Origin of the sequence: Streptomyces sp. NPDC101225 (genome assembly GCF_044767585.1) — a bacterium.
In the GTDB taxonomy this organism is placed as follows: domain Bacteria; phylum Actinomycetota; class Actinomycetes; order Streptomycetales; family Streptomycetaceae; genus Streptomyces.
Map to the genome: position 1 here is coordinate 336,225 of NZ_JBIWOE010000006.1, position 15,970 is coordinate 352,194.

Sequence of the window (15,970 nt, forward strand, 5' to 3'; positions counted from 1 at the left end):
CCCGGCCCGGGTGAGCCGTCATCACCCCGTCACATCGTGATCAGTACGCCTGGGAAGCCGCCCCGCGTGCCGCGGCCAGACTCCGGGCCAGCGCCGGGACGCCGAGCGTGCGCTCCCGCTCCTCGTCCGCACCGTGCAGCAGATTGCCGAGCTGCCAGGGGTCCCGGGCGAGGTCGTAGTACTCCCGGAACAGCACCTTCCCGTCTCCGGTGGGGCGGCCGTCGCGGTCCAGGCGTGTCCGGTAGTACTCGGTGTACTGGTCCGTCCTGCCGATGGACGACGCCCAGGTGTGGATCGGCTGCCGGTCCTGCCGGTTCCACCACCACTCGGCGAGCAGCCGGTCGCGGTCGTTGCCCCGGTCGAGCAGCGAGTGGCCGTCGTGCGGGGTGTCCGGGGCGAGGCCCGCCGCGGCCAGGAAGGTGGGCGCGATGTCGACGAGGCCGGTGAGCCGGTCGTCGCCGCCCGAGCCGAGGCCGCCCGCCGGCCAGGACAGGCGGAAGGGCACCTCCAGGCTCGGACGGTACGGCACCGACTTGCGCAGCCAGCCGTGGTCGCCCCAGCACAGGCCGTGGTCGCTGGTGAACAGCACCAGGGTGTTCTCCAACTGGCCGAGCGAGCGCAGCTTCGCGCGGAAGTCGTGCATCGCGTCGTCCACGGACAGCAGGGTGCGCAGCTGACGTGCGCGCAGGGCGCGGCCCTGGGCGAAGGAGTGGTGCGCCGCGCGCAGGAACGGCGGCTTGTCGGCCTTGTCGCGCTCGAACACGGAGGGCCGCCCGTCCCAGCCGGGCACGCGCGTGCGGGCGTACCGCCGCTCCGGGACGTTCAGCTCGTGCGCGCTGCGCGTGGCCACGTACGCGAACCACGGCCGCCGGTCCACGCGGGACTTCTCGATGAAGGCCAGGGCGCGGTCCCTGATCACGGTGGTGTTGTAGCCGGGAATGTTCCGGACGGTCCCGCCGTCGTTGTAGTGGCCGTCGTAGTACGCCACCGGCTCCTGGAGCAGCCACTCGTCGAAGTGCGGCGGGTTGTCGCCGGTGTGCCAGTAGTTGAGGTACTTGCCGAACAGACCCGTGCGGTAGCCGGCCGCCCGCAGCCGCCGCTGCACGGTGGTGTGCTGGTCGAGGTGGTAGGGGTGCCGGGTGTCGAGGACGCCGTGGTGGTGGGCGTACCGGCCCGACATGATCGAGGCGCGCGAGGGGGCGCACAGCGGGGTGTTGGCGTACGCCCGCCCGAAGGTGACGCCCTGTCCGCCCAGCCAGTCGAGCGTCCTGGGAGTCGCCCAGTCCGTCTCCTTGGGCTGGTCGTCCGTCAGCACCAGGAGGATGTTGGGCCGGTCGTCGGAGCGGGGCCGCCGGTGCGGTGTCGGCGGGGCGGCCGGCCCGGCCGCGACGGCGTTGCGTGCGGCGGCGGTCGGCGGGGCCGCCGCGTCGTCGAGTCCCGTCCCCCGCGCCACCAGCGGCACGGCGGCCCCCGCCGCCACCACCGCGCTCCCGGCGATCACCGCACGCCGTGCGGGCCCCCGTCGCTGCTCCTCGCCCATCGGCTTCCCCAAGTCCCCCGTCGGTCCGTCGTACGAGCTTGCCGTGTGCCGTGCCTGCCTGTGAACGGCGGCACGCAAGTCTCCCGCGGGTCCGTGATCGCTGACAGCGAACGGCGCGGAATCCCGGGAACAACCGCGCCGCGCCAAGCATTGAGTCGGCATAACTCAACTTGACTGCCGAAGGGGAGATCATGGCTTCGACGTCCGCATCGCTCACCCTGCCCGTGCTGCCGCTCGACGACGAGGTGGTACTCCCTGGCATGGTGGTGCCGCTGGACCTGAACGACGCCGACGTACGCGCCGCGGTGGAGGCCGCCCAGGCCGCCGCCCGGTCGGAGCCGGGAAAGCCGAGGGTCCTGCTCGTTCCACGTGTCGACGGGACGTACCCGAGCACCGGAGTGCTCGGCACGGTCGAGCAGGTGGGCCGGCTGGCCGACGGTGACCCGGGCGCCCTGATCCGCGGCCGCGGCCGGGTGCAGATCGGTGCCGGCACCACCGGGCCGGGTGCGGCGCTGTGGGTCGAGGGGACGAGGATCGACGAGAGCGTGCCCGAGCCGCTGCCCGGTCACGTCACCGAACTGGTCAAGGAGTACAAGGCCCTCGCCACCGCCTGGCTGCGCAAGCGCGGCGCCTGGCAGGTCGTGGACCGGGTGCAGGCCATCGACGACGTGTCCCAGCTGGCCGACAACTCCGGCTACTCGCCCTTCCTGACCACCGAGCAGAAGATCGAACTGCTGGAGACGGCCGACCCGGTCGCCCGTCTCAAGCTCGCCACCCAGCAGCTGCGCGACCACCTGGCCGAGCAGGACGTGGCCGAGACCATCGCCAAGGACGTCCAGGAGGGCGTCGACAAGCAGCAGCGGGAGTTCCTGCTGCGCCGTCAGCTCGAAGCCGTCCGCAAGGAACTGCGCGACCTGAACGGCGAGGGCAAGGACTCCGCCGAGGAGTCCGACGACTACCGCGCCCGGGTCGAGGCCGCCGACCTGCCGGAAACGGTCCGGGAGGCCGCCCTCAAGGAGGTCGACAAGCTGGAGCGGTCCAGCGACCAGTCGCCCGAGGGCTCCTGGATCCGCACCTGGCTGGACACCGTCCTCGAACTGCCGTGGAACGACCGGACCGAGGACGCCTACGACATCCAGGGCGCCAAGGCCGTCCTGGACGCCGAGCACGCGGGCCTGGAGGACGTCAAGGAGCGGATCACCGAGTACCTGGCGGTGCGCAAGCGCCGTACCGACCGCGGTCTCGGCGTCATCGGCGGCCGGCGCGGCGGCGCCGTGCTGGCCCTCGTCGGCCCGCCCGGCGTCGGCAAGACCTCGCTCGGCGAGTCCGTCGCGCACGCCATGGGCCGCAAGTTCGTCCGTGTCGCCCTCGGCGGCGTCCGCGACGAGGCCGAGATCCGCGGCCACCGCCGTACGTACGTCGGCGCGCTGCCCGGCCGGATCGTGCGCGCGATCAAGGAGGCCGGTTCGATGAACCCGGTCGTCCTGCTCGACGAGATCGACAAGGTGGGCTCCGACTTCCGGGGCGACCCGGCGGCCGCCCTGCTGGAGGTCCTGGACCCGGCGCAGAACCACACCTTCCGCGACCACTACCTGGAGGTCGAGCTCGATCTGTCGGACGTCGTGTTCCTCGCCACCGCGAACGTCCTGGAGGCAATCCCCGAGGCCCTCCTCGACCGTATGGAACTCGTGCGCCTGGACGGATACACCGAGGACGAGAAGGTCGTCATCGCCCGCGACCACCTGCTGCCGCGCCAGCTGGAGCGGGCGGGCCTGGACAAGGACGAGGTGACCCTGGAGGAGAGCGCGCTGCGCAAGCTCGCCGGCGAGTACACGCGCGAGGCGGGCGTGCGCACCCTGGAGCGCTCGATCGCCCGGCTGCTGCGCAAGGTCGCGGCGCAGCACGAACTGGGGGGCCGGGAACTGCCGTTCACGATCACGGACGCCGACCTGCGCTCCCTGATCGGACGGCCGCACCACGTCCCGGAGTCCGCGCAGGACCCGGCGGAGCGCCGGACGGCGGTGCCGGGCGTGGCGACGGGCCTCGCGGTGACCGGCGCCGGCGGCGACGTCCTCTTCGTGGAGGCATCCCTCGCCGACCCGGAGACGGGCGCGGCGGGCCTGACCCTCACCGGTCAGCTGGGCGACGTCATGAAGGAGTCGGCGCAGATCGCGCTGAGCTTCCTGCGCAGCCACGGCGCCGAGCTGGAGCTGCCGGTCGCGGACCTGAAGGACCGCGGCGTGCACATCCACTTCCCGGCGGGCGCGGTCCCGAAGGACGGCCCGAGCGCCGGCATCACGATGACGACGGCGCTGGCGTCGCTGCTGTCGGGCCGGCTGGTCCGTACGGACGTGGCGATGACCGGTGAGGTCTCGCTGACCGGCCGGGTGCTGCCGATCGGCGGCGTGAAGCAGAAGCTGCTCGCCGCGCACCGCGCCGGGGTGACGACCGTGATCGTCCCCAAGCGCAACGAGGCCGACCTGGACGACGTGCCGGCCGAGGTGCTGGACAAGCTCGACGTCCACGCCGTGACCGACGTCCGCCAGGTCCTGGAGCTGGCGCTCGCGCCCGCCACGAGCGAGGCGGCGCCGGAGGTTCCGGTGGCGGCGTGACGGACGCCATCGGATGAGGGAAGGCCCAAGTCCCGTGAGGGAGGCTTGGGCCTTCTTCTCGTGCCGGCCGTCCGGCCGCGCGTCAGCCGTTGGCCAGGGCGACGACCCGGTCGAGGGCGCCGTTGAACTTGTCGTGGTCGCCCACGGTCGGACCGGACGAGGTGTACTGCCACATCGTGTAGTAGCCCCAGCCGGCCGGCAGCGTCCCCACGGTCGACGCGTACCGGGCGATCCACAGCGGGTTGGCGGAGGCGAAGCCGCCGTAGTTGCCGGTGCACTCGGTCCACCAGCTGGTGGCCGTGTAGATCACCGCGTCCCGTCCCGTGCGGGCCTTGTAGGTGTTCAGGAAGTCGGCGATCCAGCCGACCATGGAGGCGGCCGACTTGCCGTAGCACGCGGCGCCGTAGGGGTTCCACTCGATGTCGAGGACGCCGGGGAGGGTCTTGCCGTCCCTGGACCAGCCGCCGCCGTGGTCGACGAAGTAGTTGGCCTGGGTCGCGCCGCTGGTGGTGTCGGGGGTGGCGAAGTGGTACGCGCCGCGGATCATCCCGACGTTGTACGAGCCGTTGTACTGCTGGGCGAAGTAGGGGTTCGTGTAGTACGTCCCCTCGGTCGCCTTGGCGTAGGCCCACTTGACCCCGCTGCTCCACAGGGTCGACCAGGCGACGTTGCCCTGGTAGCCGGAGACGTCGACGCCCTCGGTCTGGGTGGCGTCGGCGGAGGAGGGGGCGCCGGCGCTGCCGTCGTGGGCGGCGACGCCCATGCCCATGCGGGCGGAGCCGCGGGCGGGGGTGCCCGCCGCGGAGGCGGGGCCGGCGGGGGCGGCGAGGACGAGTGAGAGGGCGGCGAGCAGGAGTCCGGCGAGCAAGGGGCGCCGGGGGTGTACCGGTCCGGGTCTGTGCACGGGCATGGCGTGCCTCCGAAAGCTCGGTGATGCTGTGGGGGAGGGCGCCCGCACGGCGGGAGTGCCGGGGCCGTACGGGGCCGTGGCCCGGCCATCGACAGTGATGGCGTGGGCATGTCATTCGGTGCCTGGTATCGAAGCTACGCACGTAGAAGAGTGCGTGGAAGAGGGGCCGGAGGCTGCCGTTGGTCTAGCCCTGCGAAATACTTGGGGAGCTGCGGCAACGGCGTGGTCTGGCGGAAACTTTCAGGTTCAGGAAAACCGAGGCAGGGACTGACGTGCACGAAGGCGAAAACGGGGACGAGCGCCGACTCCCGGTGGAAACGTCACCGAGTGGTGCAGACCAGGAATACCTGTCCCTGGAACGCGAGTTGACGATCCTCTTCCGGCGCGCCCGAGCCAACCAGGGGGAGATGGCCCGCGAAGTGCACCCCGATCTGGAGTCGTCGGCGTACGGCCTGCTGATCCGCCTCGACGAGTGCGGGCGTCAGCGCGCCACGGAACTCGCCGCCTACATCGGGGTCGGCAAGGCCACCATGTCCCGCCAGCTGCGCGCCCTGGAGGACCTCGGCCTGGTCGCCCGCGAACCCGACCCCGCCGACGGCCGCGCCTGGCTGGTCCACCTCACGGACGAGGGCCACGACCGCGTCCGCAAGGTCCGCGACGCCCGCCGTGCCCGCTACGTCAGCCAGCTCAACCACTGGGACCGCCACGAGGTCGCGGAACTGGCCCGCCTGCTGAGCCGGTTGAACCGGGGCATGGAGAAGTAGGGGAAGCAGGGGACGGGGAGGCGTCACGTCCCCGGGTCTCGGATGCGGGCCACGGGTCCGGGCCACGGGTCCGCCTCACGGCCCCGGGGTGCCGCTCGGCGTCACCACCCCACCCACACCACCGTCGCGTCGTCGTGCGTCTTGCTCCGGCGCAGGAACACCCGTTCCGTGTCGGCGGATTCCAGGGCCCGGACCCGCTGGACCAGGGCGCGGGCCCCCTCCTTGCGGAGAAGGCGGACGCAGTCCTCCCAGGTGCCCTCGTGGAACCTCTCCACCCAGCGGGTGGCGCCGTCGGTGAGCGCCGCGAGGGCGCGCACCTCCCGGCGGGGAAGCGAGCCCGTGACGGCCCGCTCCGCGACCGCCGGATCCGCCGCCGCCGTGAAGAAGCCGCCCTCCCGGTTGCGGACGGTCGAGTCCACGATCGCGTCCGTGGCCAGGGACGAGCGCGGCAGGCGGGAGAGACGGTCGTCGAGTACCGCCGTCACCGAGCCCCGCGGCGACTCCAGGAGCAGCGCGGAGTCGGAGAGGACCAGGTGATCCACGGTCTCCGTCCCCCAGCGCGCCAGGACCACCGTTGCCTGTGGGGTGCGTGGGTGAGAAAGGTCACAGGTGGCGGAATGTGCTGCGGCTGTGCGGGCGATGGCGCGGGAAAGGGCCTCGGCCAGCGGAACATCAGGGAGGGAAACGGTCAGTTCGGTCAGCGCCCCGCCCAGTCGCGCGACATACCAGGGAACGGAATGCAGACAGCCCGTCCCGCCGCGCGGTGGCGTCACTCCGTCCAGTACGACGACGGCGCCGCCCTGGCCGGAAGCGGGCAGCGCGACAGCCGCGAAGTCCTCGTTGGGGCGGGCCGGATCACCGGGCTCCGAAACAACCTCCGTATGCATTCGGCCAGTCTGCACGACGTCTTCACAAGGTTCGCGAAAGGCTGACACTGCTGGCCCCATGGGCGCACTCGCGCAGGTCAGCCGTCTGATTTGCGGGGGAATCCGTTGGTCCGGGAATGCGTGTCGGCGAATACTGCCACCGTCTCGCGCGGACGTCCAACCGGCCCGCCGCGCACGGTCGCTGCGCGCGCCCCGGAAACTTGCTCGCCAACTCCCCTCCGATGTTCACTCCTTCGGGTGGCGGGTCAGGTGATGCTCGGCCACTGCCCACCGGCACTGGGAGGGTCGGGGACCGTACCGAGGGAGCGCACGGTCGGCGCGAGTTGACGGAGCGTCACCCGGGCCCATGAGTATCACGAGTCAGGAATGCGAGCACCGGTGCAGAAGACGCGGCCTCGTCGCACAGGCAAGCAGACGGACCCCGTAACGGAAGCGGAGCGCACGCCCGGCAGCAGCACCACCACCGGCAAGGGCCGCCCCACACACGTCCGCAACCGCCTGGTCGTCGCCGTGGCCGTGGTGGCCGCGGCCATCGCCGGTGCGGGACTTCCCTCCGTCCTCGCCGCCTCCGGGCAGCTCTCCGACTCCCAGGACCTGGCGACGCTGGCCGGGCAGACCCAGAACGCCCTCGTCCTCGCCCACTCGCTGGCCGACGAGCGGGACGAGGTGACCTCGTACATCGCCGCCGGCCGCCCCAAGTCCAAGGCGCCCGGCGAGCAGGCGAGCGCACGCGTCGACCGCCAGGTCGAGGAGCTGCTGAACGACCCGGACATCTCCTCGTCCCTGCGCGGCGACCTCGACGGCATCGCCGCCCTGCGCCGCTCCGCGCTCACCGGCAAGAGCAGCGCCCTGCAGACGCACGGGGAGTACTCGGCGGCCATCACCGAACTGCACCGGCTCGCCGAGCGGTTGGCGGAGCAGATGCCGCCCCGCGCCGGCTCGGGCGCCCACGCGCTCGCCGAACTGGACTCCGCCGTGCAGCAGTCCGCCGCCGCCCGCGGGCTCCTCGTCGCGGCCCTCAACGTCCCCACGTCCACCGAGACGGTGATCAGCCCCATCACCGGCCTGCCGGAGCGGACGGCCACCTCCACGGCGGCCGACACCAAACAGCGCGACGCGCTGACCGCCGCCGCCCAGCAGGCCCGGCTGCGCTCGGACGCCTCCCTCGCCGCCTTCCGCGACACCGCGCCCAGGTCCGCCCGGGACTCCTACGACTCCACGGTCACCGGACCCGAGGTCGGCTCCGCGGAGAAGTACCTCGCCTCGCTGACCGATCAGCCGGCGCTCTCCACCTCCGAACTCGACACCAGCGCCTCGAAGGTCGACGCCGCGCTCTCCGCCCGGATCGACGCCATGCGCGGTGCGGAGTCCGCCCTCTACGACCGCCGTACCAAGGACCTGGCCCGGCTGCGCGACGACGACGTCAGCGCCCTGGAGCTGCGGATCGCCGTCCTCGGCGTCCTGATGCTGGTCGCCGTCGGCATGGCCACGGCCATGGCACGCAGCCTGACCCGCCCGCTCTCCGTCCTGCGCCGCGGCTCGGCCCGCCTCGCCCAGGCCGAGAACCCGGCCGCCGAGGACCCGGTCACCTTCACCGGCCGCAACGACGAGTTCGCCCAGGTCGTCCGCTCCGTCAACGCCCTGCACGCGCACGCCGCCGCCCTGCACGAGCGCATCGCCACGCTGGAGGCCGACCGCAAGCACCTGGTCGGGCAGCGCCAGAAGATGGCCGACGCCCGCGAGGAGCTGCGCTCGGAACTCGCGGGTTCCGCCGCCCAGCTGGAGCGGCTGCGGGAGAGCATCGGCGGCACGTTCGTGAACCTCGCCCTGCGCACCCTCGGCCTGGTCGAGCGTCAGCTGGGCGTCATCGAGGGACTGGAGGAGCGCGAGCACGACCCGGACCGCCTCGCCACCCTCTTCAAGCTCGACCACTTCGCCACGGTGATGCGCCGGCACAGCGAGAACCTCCTCGTCCTCGCCGGCACCGAGCACGTCCAGCAGAGCGCACACCCCGTCCCCCTGGTCGACGTCGTGCGCGCCGCGGTCAGCGAGATCGAGCGCTACGAGCGTGTCCGCATCGCCGTCCTGCCGCCGCACGCGCACATCGCGGGCTTCGCCGCCGACGACCTGTCCCACCTGCTCGCCGAGCTGATGGAGAACGCCACCACGTTCTCCCCGCCCGACCGGCCCGTCGAGATCTCCGGCTGGCTCCTGGAGAACGGCGAGGTCATGCTCTCCGTCCAGGACGAGGGCATCGGCATGACCGGCGAGCGCATGACCCGGCTCAACGCCCGCCTCGCCGAGTTCGACCCGGACTCGCCCTACGACCACGAGGGCGAGGAGGGCCTCGGCCTCGGCCTCTACGTCGTCGCCCGGCTCGCCCACCGGCACGGCGTGCGGGTGCAGTTGCGCGAGCAGAAGCAGGGCGGGGTGGCGGCCGTCGCGGTCCTGCCGAAGGCCCTGCTGGCGGCGGCCCCCTCGGCCGCGGTCCCGGCCGCGTCCGCGCCGATGCCCGGCTCCGCCCACTCCTTCTCCTTGCCGGGCGCCGACGCCGAGGCCAACTCCAACGAGCTGTACGCCCGCCACGCGACGGACGACCCGCTGGTCGCGCTGGCGGAGAAGGCCGCGCAGCAGGCCGCCGACGCGGAGGCCGACGAGCACGCGCCGACCCCGGCCGAGACCACGATGGAACTCCTGCTCCCGATCCGGCCGGACGCGGACCCGCCGCCGGCGGAGCCGCTCGCGGCGGACCCTCCGCCCGGGCGACAGCCGGCCGAGCCGGCCGCCACGGTCCCGTCCGGTCCGGGACCCGCGGCCGGGGACGGCGAGCTGCCCCTTCCCGGGCCGCGCGTGCCCGCCGAGGGCGAGGCCGAGGCGGAACACGCACGCCTCCCGGACGAGGAGGAACCCGTCACCGCGAAGGGCCTCCCGAAGCGGACACCCAAGATCACCGCCCCGGCCGAGACCGAGCCCCAACGCCCCGGCTCCGTCAACGCGGAGGCCCTCCGCAGAAGGCTCGGCGGCTTCCGCCAGGGCGCTCAGGCCGGCTACCGCGAGATAGAGGCGGAGATCGCCGAAAGGACGGCCCAGAACGAGGTGCCGACCACCGAAACAGCTGTATCCGAAGAAGCCACGGGGGGCACTGTCGAGGAGGCAAGCAGTTGAGCGCGCCCAGTACCTTCGGACTGAGCAGTGAAGCCCGCAATCTCCACTGGCTGCTGTCGAACCTGGTCGAGGAGGTGCCGGGCATCCAGTCGGTGGCGGTGGTCTCCTCCGACGGTCTGCTGCTGCTCTCCTCCGACCCCGGCCGCAACGCCGAGGCCAAGGCCGTGGCCCAGCAGCGGCGGGCCGGCCCGCGCGGCTCGGCCGCCGACCTCGCCACCATCGTCTCGGGCATCGGCAGCCTCACCGTCGGTGCGGCCAGGCTGATGGACTCGGGCAAGGTGAAGCACACGATGGTCGCGATGGACGAGGGCAGCCTGTTCGTGATGTCGATCAGCGACGGCTCGCTGCTCGGCGTGCACGGCTCCGCGGACTGCGACATGAGCGTGGTCGCGTATCACATGGCACTCTTCGTCGGCCGCGCCGGCCATGTGCTGACCCCCGAACTCCGCACCGAGCTACGACAATCCCTCGAACAGGAGTCCGCAGGGAGCGCCCGATGAGCAGTTCGCCGAACAAACTCCCCGTCCGCGGCGGCGAGCGCAAGCCGGCCCGCGTACGCCCTTATTCGCTCACCGGCGGCCGTACCCGCTTCGGCCACGTCCTCCTCGTGGAGACGTTCGTGGCCGCGCTGGAGGCCCCCGAGGAGCGCAAGGAACTGACCGGGGGCGCCTCCCACGCGCTGAGCGGCGGGGGAGGCGGCAACGGCAGCCGGGTGATGCCGGAGATGCTCGCCATCGTCGAGCTGTGCCGCCGTATGCGCACGGTGGCCGAGATCGCCGCGCTGCTGCAGATGCCGCTCGGCGTGGTCCGCGTGCTGCTCAGCGACCTCGCGGACCAGGGAAAGATCCGTGTGTACGGCACCGGGACCGGTCACGGCACGGGCCGCCCGGACCGCGCTCTGCTGGAAAGGGTGCTGAATGGACTCCGCCGTCTCTGACGCCGCCACCGCCACCGGCGTCACTCCGCCCGTCGACGAGGACGAGAATCTGCGGTCCTGGCAGACGGACCGCACCCGCGCCCCGATCGCGACGAAGATAGTCGTGGCGGGAGGCTTCGGTGTCGGCAAGACCACGCTGGTCACCGCCGTCTCCGAGATCACGCCCCTGCAGACCGAGGCGCTGATGACCGAGGCGAGCGAGGAGACCGACGACCTCACCTCGACGCCCGGCAAGCTGACCACCACCGTGGCGATGGACTTCGGCCGTCTCACGCTCGACGACGACCTGGTGCTCTACCTGTTCGGCACGCCGGGCCAGCAGCGGTTCTGGTTCATGTGGGACGACCTGGTGCGCGGCGCGATCGGCGCCGTCGTGCTGGCCGACACCCGCCGCCTCAAGGACTGTTTCCCCGCGCTCGACTACTTCGAGAGCTGCGGGCTTCCGTACGTCGTCGCGGTCAACCACTTCGACGGCAGCGAGCTGTTCGAACCGGACGACGTGCGGGAGGCATTGACGATCCCCGCGCACATACCTGTAATGATCATGGATGCGCGCCGCCGGATCTCGGTGATCGAGACCCTCCTGTCCCTCGTGGGCCACGCGCTCGACGAAACTCCCGAGTGAACCCCCGTTAGGAGCCCTCACCCGCATGCGGAAGATACTCGTCGTCGGAGCCGGACAGTCCGGTCTCCAGCTCGCCCTCGGCCTTCAGTCGCACGGGTACGAGGTCACCCTGATGTCGAACCGGACGGCGGACGAGATCCGTTCCGGCCGGGTCATGTCCACGCAGTGCATGTTCCACACAGCGCTGCAGCACGAGCGCGATCTCCAGCTGAACTTCTGGGAGTCCCAGGCCCCGAAGATCGAGGGGCTCGGCGTCTCGGTCGCGGCCCCGGGTTCCTGGGGCGAGGGCCCCGCGGCCCGTGCCATCGACTGGGTGGGCAAGCTCGACGGCATCGCCCAGTCCGTGGACCAGCGGGTGAAGATGGCCGGCTGGATGGAGACGTTCGCGCAGCGCGGCGGCCAGCTGGTGATCCACGGCGCGGCGGTCTCCGACCTCGACTACTTCTCCCGTACCTACGACCTGGTGCTGGTCTCTGCGGGCAAGGGCGAGCTGGTCTCCATGTTCGGCCGGGACGCGTCCCGTTCGCCCTACGGCGAGCCGCAGCGCGCGCTGGCGGTGGCCTACGTGCACGGCCTGGGCCCGCGCCCCGAGCACCCGGACTTCTACGCCGTCCGCTGCAACCTGGTCCCCGGGGTCGGCGAGCTCTTCGTGATGCCGACGCTCACCACCTCCGGCCCCGCCGACATCCTGTTCTGGGAGGGCATACCGGGCGGCCCGCTCGACGTCTTCAACGGCGTCAAGGACCCGGCGGAGCACCTCTCCCTGACCCTGGAACTCATGGAGCGGTTCACGCCCTGGGAGTACGCGCGGGCGACCAAGGTCGAACTGACCGACGCGGGCGGCACGTTGGCCGGGCGCTACGCCCCCACCGTGCGCAACCCCGTCGGCCGGCTCCCCGGCGGGGGGCTGGTGCTCGGCGTCGCGGACGTCGTCGTCGCCAACGACCCGATCACCGGCCAGGGCTCCAACTCGGCCTCCAAGTGCGCGGCCGCGTACCTCGCCTCGATCCTGGAGCACGGCGAGAAGGAGTTCGACGAGACCTGGATGCAGGCGACGTTCGACCGTTACTGGAACACCGCCCAGCACGTCACCAAGTGGACCAACGCGATGCTCGCCCCGCCGCCGGAGCACATCCTCAACCTCATCGGCGCCGCGGGCCAGCTCCAGCCGGTCGCCGACCGCTTCGCCAACGCCTTCAACGACCCGTCCGACTTCGAGAACTTCTTCTACGAACCGGAGAAGACGGAGGCGTACCTGGCCTCGGTCGCCGGGGCCTGATCGCCCCGGGTCAGACGGCGTCCGGTGCCCCTTCGGGGCGTTCGTCCGGCCGTACGGCTCCCAGGATCGGGTAGCTCGCGAGGGGGGAGACCTTGATCTTCTCGCCGGTGCGGGGGGCCTGGATCACCATGCCCCGGCCCAGGTACATCGCGACGTGCGTGGCCTCGGGGAAGTAGACCACCAGATCGCCGGGGCGCAGCTGCCCGAGGGGGACCTTCGGCAGCCGCGCCCACTGCTCCTGGCTGGTGCGCGGGATGGCCGTCCCCGCCCGGTCCCAGGCCTGCGACGTCAGCCCCGAGCAGTCGTAGGACGCCGGGCCCTGGGCGCCCCAGCGGTAGGGCTTGCCCAGCTGGCGTACGGCATAGCGCACCGCCCGGTCGCCCTCCGGCGAGGCCGGGCGGCCGTCGTCCAGCACACCTGCGTCCACGAGCTTCCGCTGTGCCGTGTCGACCCCGCTCTTCTCCAGCTCGCCGAGCGCGGCGATCTGTTCGGGGGTGAGGGAGGCGAGCAGCTCCTCGACCTTCTTCAGCCGCCTCTGGACGTCGTCCCGGTCCTTCTTCTGCCGGGCGGCGAGGGAGAGCTGCCGGTCGAGGGCCTTGCGGGCGGCCCGCGCGAGCGCGTCCGCCTTCTTCTCGGTGCCGGTCAGCCGCCCCACCGTCTCGGCCCGCTCCCGCGCCAGCCGGCCGACCACATGGCCCTGGTCGAGCGCCTGCTGCGGATCGCGGGCGAGCAGCAGCCGTACGTAGGGGGAGATGTCCGTGCTGCTCTGGTACTGCTGCCGGGCCAGCCGCCCCGCCGCGCCCCGGCTGTCCTGGAGGGAGAGGCGGGCCTTGGTGAGCGCCCCGTCCAGCCGGGCCACCTCGGCGCGCTGCTTGCGCAGCTTCTCGGCGGTGGCGTCGTAGGTCTCGGTGGCCTGCTCCGCCTGCCGGTACAGCTGCTGAAGGTCCATCAGCTGTTCGGCGACGCTGCGGCCGTCCGGGCCGGGCGCGGGCGCCGCCGTCGCGGGCAGCGGCGCGAGGACGCAGCCGGCGGCCGCTGCCGCCGTGCACACCAGACGCAGAACCTTCCCTGACACGTCATCACCTCCGCTGCGGGGCGGCCCCTCCGCTCCGCACAGTGAGGTGTTGACGCACGCGCCGCGCACCCGCGCCGGGTGTGCGCGGTTCGGCGCAACCTCGTCACCCGTCGGTGTCGTCCGCCCGGCCGCCCGGCGTGGCGTCCGGAGCGGTGTCCGGCTTGGACCACGGCCACTTCGGCCTGTCGGCCCTGCCCGTCGGGTCGTACGCGTACTTCCAGCCCAGGGGCAGGCCGAGCCGCCTGCTGTGGCCGCGCGGCACGCGCCGGTAGACGACCTCGGTGGGCGGGCCGCCGGCGGCGTCCGGGACCGGGATGCGGTACGTCTTCGGCGGGTGCCCGGTGGGGCCCACGAGGACGGGCAGGACGCGCCCGTCCATCGGGCCGCCCTCGAACGGGGTGTCTTCGCTCTTCACGGCACCAGTGTCAGACATCCTCCGCCGGGCCCGCCCGGCGGACGGGCTCCAGCGCCCGCACCAGCGCGGCGGTCTGGGCGTCCCGGCCCGCGGTCACCGAGAGCACGGCCACGAACTGGTCGACCAGCCAGTCCCGCAGTTCGTCCAGGGGCGGCCGCTTGCCCTCGTCGAGCCAGATCAGCGAGGCCGCCTCCACAGCGGTGATCCACATCCGCACGGTCATGCGCAGCCGCAGGCCGGGGTCGGCGACCCCCAGATGGCTGAGGATGTGCTCGGCGGCGGCCCGGCGCACGCCGTCCACGATGGCGGTGGTCCGCGACGTCTCGACCACGCTGCCGCCCTGGAGCAGGGCGCTGAATCCGGCGTCGTGCTCGTCGACGAAGGCCAGATAGCGGTCGAGGGCCCGCGCCAGCCGGGGCAGGAGCGAGCCCTCCCGCGGCTCGTCGAAGCACGTCTCCAGCTCGTCGGCGGCCGAGCGGAGCGCGGCCTCGTACAGCTGCTGCTTGCCGCCCGGGAAGTACCGGTACACCAGGGGCCGGGACACTCCGGCCGCCTCCGCCACGTCGTCGAGGGAGACCTCCTCGGGCGCGCGGTGCGCGAAGAGCCCGAGCGCGGCCTCCAGGAGCTGGCTGCGTCGCTCCTCGACGCTCAGACGGCGGTAGGCGGGGGTGGCGGCGGACGGCGGGGTCATGCCTCGCAGCGTAACCGCCCGCCTGCACGTCTCCTACGCCAGGAGTCCGGACGACCTCCACAGGCGGCGTCCCACGCCCCGCAGCACCCCGATCTCGTCCAGGAAGTCGGTCAGCCGCCCGGCGCCGGTCTGCATGACCTCCCGCCGGTGACCGCTCGCCTTCACCTGCGCCATGGCCTCCCGCCTGTCCAGTCCCACGTTCGTGTAGACGTCGGGATTCACGAAGGCGACGGAGAAGACCCGCGCGAACTCGCCGGAGGTGACCCGGGTGAACTCCTGCGACCACTTCGGCGCGGTCATCATCTGCCGCCGCAGCTCCTCGCGGGCGTAGCGCACGTGCCGGGCCTCCTCGACCACGTGGATGCGCGTGACGCCGCGGACCAGGGGCTGCACCCGCTCGTCCGGGAAGGTCAGCCGCTGCATCCAGTCGAGGACCTCCTCGCCGAGCAGGGTCGCGGTGAAGGAACCGGGCGTGGTCGAGACCGTCTTGAACAGGCGCCCGAGGTTCTGGTGCGCGCGGGAGACCGGGTACCAGGGCGTACCGCCGCGCGAGATCAGCCGGGCGAACATCTTCGAGTGCCGGCACTCGTCCTCGATCTCGGTGAGCGCGTAGCGCACGTGCGCGCTGGTGGCCGCCTTGTCGTAGATGTGCCGGCACAGCAGCTGCATCAGGATGATCTCGAACCAGATGCCGAGCGAGGCGAGGGCCGCGGCCTCGTGCCGGGAGAGCAGGATCTGCTGCTCCTCGCTCATCCGCTTCCACATCGGGGTGCCGTACAGCGACACCAGCTCCGGCGGCCAGAACCACTTGCCGTCCTCGAAGGGCGCGTCCCAGTCCAGTTCGCTGTCCGGGTCGAAGGAGTGCTTGGCGGAGGAGGCGAGGAGCCGCTCGGCCACCTGTTCGCGGCCCTTGAGTGCTCCGAGTGCGTCACGCAGCCCGTCCAGCGCGTCCTCTTCCGACAGGATCGTCATGGTTCATCCCACCTCGTTGCCGGGGGTCACATCCTCCATCGGTTATGAGACTGCCTGTCAGCAAGCGCGTCAATCCCCTGTGCGCGACTTGTTGACCC

Annotated in this window: 14 protein-coding genes; 7 read left to right on the forward strand and 7 right to left on the reverse strand. The window is 72.2% G+C overall.

The window, feature by feature from the left end; translation table 11 throughout:
• Positions 1-40: 40 nt before the first annotated feature.
• Positions 41-1,540, reverse strand: a complete 1,500-nt coding sequence (locus ACIRPX_RS12120; RefSeq protein ID WP_404192042.1) for a sulfatase — start codon at positions 1,538-1,540, stop codon at positions 41-43.
• Between the two features lie 191 nt (positions 1,541-1,731).
• Between ACIRPX_RS12120 and lon the strand changes: the two genes are divergently transcribed.
• Entirely contained in the window at positions 1,732-4,152 is a 2,421-nt protein-coding gene (gene lon / locus ACIRPX_RS12125; RefSeq protein ID WP_404192045.1) for an endopeptidase La, read from the forward strand.
• An 82-nt stretch (positions 4,153-4,234) separates the two neighbouring features.
• Here lon and ACIRPX_RS12130 read toward each other — a convergent pair whose 3' ends face one another.
• A complete protein-coding gene (locus tag ACIRPX_RS12130; protein ID WP_404192048.1) occupies positions 4,235-5,062 on the reverse strand; it encodes a lysozyme in 828 nt (275 codons plus the stop codon).
• Between the two features lie 272 nt (positions 5,063-5,334).
• Here ACIRPX_RS12130 and ACIRPX_RS12135 point away from each other — a divergent pair, with 272 nt between their 5' ends.
• The gene (locus tag ACIRPX_RS12135; RefSeq protein ID WP_404192051.1) at positions 5,335-5,826 is read left to right on the forward strand and encodes a MarR family winged helix-turn-helix transcriptional regulator; all 492 of its coding nucleotides are present in this window, start codon (positions 5,335-5,337) and stop codon (positions 5,824-5,826) included.
• Positions 5,827-5,927: 101 nt separating this feature from the next.
• Here the strand turns inward: ACIRPX_RS12135 and ACIRPX_RS12140 are convergent, their stop codons facing one another.
• Positions 5,928-6,713, reverse strand: a complete 786-nt coding sequence (locus ACIRPX_RS12140) for a protein phosphatase 2C domain-containing protein (protein ID WP_404192054.1) — start codon at positions 6,711-6,713, stop codon at positions 5,928-5,930.
• 378 nt (positions 6,714-7,091) lie between these two features.
• On the opposite strand from ACIRPX_RS12140, the gene ACIRPX_RS12145 reads away from it, so the two are divergent.
• Genes ACIRPX_RS12145 through ACIRPX_RS12165 form a run of 5 tightly spaced genes read left to right on the forward strand, consistent with a single transcriptional unit; the run spans position 7,092 to position 12,719 of the window.
• Entirely contained in the window at positions 7,092-9,878 is a 2,787-nt protein-coding gene (locus ACIRPX_RS12145) for a nitrate- and nitrite sensing domain-containing protein (RefSeq protein WP_404192057.1), read from the forward strand.
• Complete coding sequence (locus ACIRPX_RS12150; protein WP_404192060.1) at positions 9,875-10,378, forward strand: roadblock/LC7 domain-containing protein; 504 nt, start codon at positions 9,875-9,877, stop codon at positions 10,376-10,378. Before ACIRPX_RS12145 ends, ACIRPX_RS12150 begins: the two co-directional genes overlap by 4 nt.
• Positions 10,375-10,815 (forward strand): DUF742 domain-containing protein, encoded by a 441-nt coding sequence (locus tag ACIRPX_RS12155; protein WP_404192062.1) that lies wholly within the window; start codon positions 10,375-10,377, stop codon positions 10,813-10,815. The genes ACIRPX_RS12150 and ACIRPX_RS12155 overlap by 4 nt, the downstream gene beginning before the upstream one ends.
• On the forward strand, positions 10,796-11,440 hold the full coding sequence (locus ACIRPX_RS12160; protein WP_404192063.1) for a GTP-binding protein: 645 nt from the start codon (positions 10,796-10,798) through the stop codon (positions 11,438-11,440). Before ACIRPX_RS12155 ends, ACIRPX_RS12160 begins: the two co-directional genes overlap by 20 nt.
• A gap of 25 nt (positions 11,441-11,465) precedes the next feature.
• Positions 11,466-12,719: a styrene monooxygenase/indole monooxygenase family protein gene (locus ACIRPX_RS12165; RefSeq protein WP_404192066.1), complete on the forward strand. Its 1,254-nt coding sequence runs from the start codon at positions 11,466-11,468 to the stop codon at positions 12,717-12,719.
• 10 nt (positions 12,720-12,729) lie between these two features.
• On the opposite strand, the gene ACIRPX_RS12170 is transcribed toward ACIRPX_RS12165, so the two are convergent.
• From ACIRPX_RS12170 to ACIRPX_RS12185, 4 genes are all read right to left on the reverse strand, one after another.
• The gene (locus tag ACIRPX_RS12170; RefSeq protein WP_404192069.1) at positions 12,730-13,794 is read right to left on the reverse strand and encodes an NlpC/P60 family protein; all 1,065 of its coding nucleotides are present in this window, start codon (positions 13,792-13,794) and stop codon (positions 12,730-12,732) included.
• Between the two features lie 103 nt (positions 13,795-13,897).
• Positions 13,898-14,209 (reverse strand): hypothetical protein, encoded by a 312-nt coding sequence (locus ACIRPX_RS12175; protein ID WP_404192072.1) that lies wholly within the window; start codon positions 14,207-14,209, stop codon positions 13,898-13,900.
• A gap of 10 nt (positions 14,210-14,219) precedes the next feature.
• On the reverse strand, positions 14,220-14,900 hold the full coding sequence (locus tag ACIRPX_RS12180) for a TetR/AcrR family transcriptional regulator (protein ID WP_404192075.1): 681 nt from the start codon (positions 14,898-14,900) through the stop codon (positions 14,220-14,222).
• Between the two features lie 33 nt (positions 14,901-14,933).
• Complete coding sequence (locus ACIRPX_RS12185) at positions 14,934-15,872, reverse strand: diiron oxygenase (RefSeq protein ID WP_404192077.1); 939 nt, start codon at positions 15,870-15,872, stop codon at positions 14,934-14,936.
• Positions 15,873-15,970 lie beyond the last annotated feature (98 nt).

Excerpts from the sequence above, each read along its gene's own strand:
- ACIRPX_RS12165 (WP_404192066.1), top strand. The coding sequence starts at position 11,466 with ATGCGGAAGATACTCGTCGTCGGAGCCGGACAGTCCGGTCTCCAGCTC.
- ACIRPX_RS12120 (WP_404192042.1), bottom strand. The coding sequence starts at position 1,540 with ATGGGCGAGGAGCAGCGACGGGGGCCCGCACGGCGTGCGGTGATCGCC.
- ACIRPX_RS12155 (WP_404192062.1), top strand. The coding sequence starts at position 10,375 with ATGAGCAGTTCGCCGAACAAACTCCCCGTCCGCGGCGGCGAGCGCAAG.
- ACIRPX_RS12180 (WP_404192075.1), bottom strand. The coding sequence starts at position 14,900 with ATGACCCCGCCGTCCGCCGCCACCCCCGCCTACCGCCGTCTGAGCGTC.
- lon (WP_404192045.1), top strand. The coding sequence starts at position 1,732 with ATGGCTTCGACGTCCGCATCGCTCACCCTGCCCGTGCTGCCGCTCGAC.
- ACIRPX_RS12185 (WP_404192077.1), bottom strand. The coding sequence starts at position 15,872 with ATGACGATCCTGTCGGAAGAGGACGCGCTGGACGGGCTGCGTGACGCA.
- ACIRPX_RS12130 (WP_404192048.1), bottom strand. The coding sequence starts at position 5,062 with ATGCCCGTGCACAGACCCGGACCGGTACACCCCCGGCGCCCCTTGCTC.
- ACIRPX_RS12160 (WP_404192063.1), top strand. The coding sequence starts at position 10,796 with ATGGACTCCGCCGTCTCTGACGCCGCCACCGCCACCGGCGTCACTCCG.
- ACIRPX_RS12140 (WP_404192054.1), bottom strand. The coding sequence starts at position 6,713 with ATGCATACGGAGGTTGTTTCGGAGCCCGGTGATCCGGCCCGCCCCAAC.